The organism is Blautia sp. RTP21359st1_E11_RTP21359_211015, assembly GCF_040910705.1.
In the GTDB taxonomy this organism is placed as follows: domain Bacteria; phylum Bacillota; class Clostridia; order Lachnospirales; family Lachnospiraceae; genus Blautia_A; species Blautia_A fusiformis.
In genome coordinates, this window is sequence record NZ_JBDGAB010000001.1 from 1 (window position 1) to 2414 (window position 2414).

Below are 2414 nucleotides of genomic sequence, written 5' to 3' on the forward strand. Positions count from 1 at the left end.
AAAGAAACAGTAAGCGGTATTCGTGAGAATCCGCATTATCTCGATGTGAGTATGTTTAATCACATTTTGAGTGGCAGCAGCAGCTTGATGTGGAATTGTAAGTTCGGAGCTAAGTCAGGCGGATATTCCCGATCCGCTTCGTTGCTTGCTCATAACCGGATATCAGCCAGATACCAACTGGATGTCAGAAATGCCGCAGGCTTCAAAATGGCTCTGCGGCATTTCTGTATATTTCTATTTGTTTCTGTCTGCTTCTGTAAGTTTCTATTGTTTCTATATGCTTTTGTTGTTTCTATATGTTTTTCTGTTTACGGGCGGATCACTTTTCCTGCTTTTGTGAGCTTTTCCGCTATGGTATACATATTTGTTACGGTTCCCACTGCCGGTTCCTTCAGTCCGTAGAAGTTCACACAGGTTCCGCAGGTCAGGATCTCGGTTCCCTGCTCCTGTAAGGTCTTAAGGTCTTCGATACATGGTGAATCCTGTGCGGTAAGTCTGGCTCCGCCATTATAAAACAGCATAACTGACGGCGGTGTCTCCAGCTGTGTCAGTGCATACACAAATCCCTTGATCAGGATCCCGCCAAGCTCCGGATCTCCATCTCCCATCTTATCGGAAGTGATGGCAACGGTATAATCTCCCTGCGGAACAGCCGGTGTGCAGACGATCTCAGGCTCTGCCTGACTTCTTGCAGCAGGATCAGATTTTACTGTCATATTGATCTCGTAACCACCTTCTGTTTTTCTGGATACGAAGCTGCATCCGGTACTTCCGGCAAGTCTGCTCAAATTGTTTACTGCTGTTTCATTATCTACCAGGATCAAGATCTCGTCTCCCTGCTCTGCCTTGTCAAGGATCTTCTTGGTCATCACAACCGGGATCGGACACTGTTTCCCCATTGCATCTACTGTGTGCTTCATACTCACTCCTCCTGTATTCTGTGATTTTTTATAATTGCTGTTTTATCATTATTGCTTTTTCGCTGTTTTCTTTTCTTTGATCTTTTATTTCTGCTCCAGCTCATGGGCCTGTTTGAAGATCTCACAGGCGCCTGTGTTTACACATCTTTCATGTGCGCAGTCCATAAAGGTCAGCTTCCTGCTGCTGTCCTCCTGCCGTGTATACTCACAGCAGACGGTTTCGCCCCCGTTCATGGTACGGCAGAAACCGGATATAAATTCCTCTTCGATCTCCATTCCTATCCCTCCGTCGGATTCTCAGTAATCTGGGCAGGTGTGATCTCCTCCAGCATTCCTGTTTCATTGTAGGCTTCAAACTGTTCCTCGATCTTTCCAAGGATATCTGCATACTGACAGAAGGCCTCCGCAAGCTCATCCCTGTGTTCCGGAAGCTTCTTGTAACAGACACGGTGCTCCATGCTTGCCCAGAGATCCATGGTCATCGTCCTCAGCTGGATCTCCACCGGAAAATACTCCATGGTATCCAGATAATACACCGGAACTGCAATGATCACGTGAAAGCTGCGGTATCCGTTAGGCTTGGGATTCTGTATGTAATCCTTTTCCCTGATAAAGATCAGCTCACTCTGCCGCTTCAGCGCATTTACAAGATTGTATATATCATCAATAAAGTAGCAGATCACACGGATCCCGGCGATATCCCGGAGATGATCCTTGGCGTTCTGCACACTGTCCGAATGTCCCAGCTTCTCCAGCTTCTTTTCGATGCTCTTCTTGGATTTGATCCGTTCCTGGATATTGTGGATCGGAGATACGGAAGACTTCTGATACAGGCTTCCGTTGAGCACCTCAAGCTTGGCGCGCATGATCTGACATGCGTTCTGATATGGCTGGATACAATCGTAATACTGTTCGTTTGTCATGAAAACCCCTCTTTCGCGTTTGCTCAGCATATACTTGTATCTTACCGGACAAATGTGAGCAATCTGTAGTGATTTCCTAAGATTTTCCTGACCATTTTATTAAAAATCTATAAAACCTCCGGCATCAGTCTGAAAGCTTATGGATAAAAAGACCACTGCGGAGCTTCGGTTCAAACCAGGTGCTCTTTGGCGGCATAAGCTTACCCTCGTCTGCGATCGTCATCAGCTCCTCCATGGATGTAGGATACATGGCAAAGGCAGCTCCTCCTGTCTCATCTGCAGCTGCTGCCAGATCCTTCAGCCGGTGGTTTCCTCCCATAAAGCGGATCCTCTCATCGGTACGCGGGTCACTGATCCCCAGAACCGGACCCAGGACCTTATCCTGAAGAATAGACACATCCAGCTGACCTACGCTGTCTTTACCCGCATAGATATCCGGATATGCCTTCAGATGGAACCATTCTCCGTCTACATACAGCCCGAAGCAGTGTTTCTCCACCGGTTTACATGGAAAGCCCGGCATTGCCATCAGCTCAAAATTAAATTTCATGCTTCCGATAAAGGCTTTGGG

At 47.1% G+C, this 2414-nt stretch carries 3 protein-coding genes and 1 pseudogene; all 4 read right to left on the reverse strand.

Annotated features, from left to right (window positions below; genetic code table 11):
- Positions 1–308: 308 nt before the first annotated feature.
- Positions 309–920 (reverse strand): sulfurtransferase-like selenium metabolism protein YedF, encoded by a 612-nt coding sequence (yedF, locus tag AB5026_RS00005; RefSeq protein WP_015524772.1) that lies wholly within the window; start codon positions 918–920, stop codon positions 309–311.
- 84 nt (positions 921–1004) lie between these two features.
- Positions 1005–1196, reverse strand: a complete 192-nt coding sequence (locus AB5026_RS00010; RefSeq protein WP_015524771.1) for a hypothetical protein — start codon at positions 1194–1196, stop codon at positions 1005–1007.
- A 2-nt stretch (positions 1197–1198) separates the two neighbouring features.
- The gene (locus AB5026_RS00015; protein ID WP_015524770.1) at positions 1199–1843 is read right to left on the reverse strand and encodes a GTP pyrophosphokinase family protein; all 645 of its coding nucleotides are present in this window, start codon (positions 1841–1843) and stop codon (positions 1199–1201) included.
- A 124-nt stretch (positions 1844–1967) separates the two neighbouring features.
- A pseudogene (locus AB5026_RS00020) lies at positions 1968–2414 on the reverse strand (DUF1015 domain-containing protein); the annotation flags it as partial.

Excerpts from the sequence above, each read along its gene's own strand:
- yedF (WP_015524772.1), bottom strand. The coding sequence starts at position 920 with ATGAAGCACACAGTAGATGCAATGGGGAAACAGTGTCCGATCCCGGTT.
- AB5026_RS00010 (WP_015524771.1), bottom strand. The coding sequence starts at position 1,196 with ATGGAGATCGAAGAGGAATTTATATCCGGTTTCTGCCGTACCATGAAC.
- AB5026_RS00015 (WP_015524770.1), bottom strand. The coding sequence starts at position 1,843 with ATGACAAACGAACAGTATTACGATTGTATCCAGCCATATCAGAACGCA.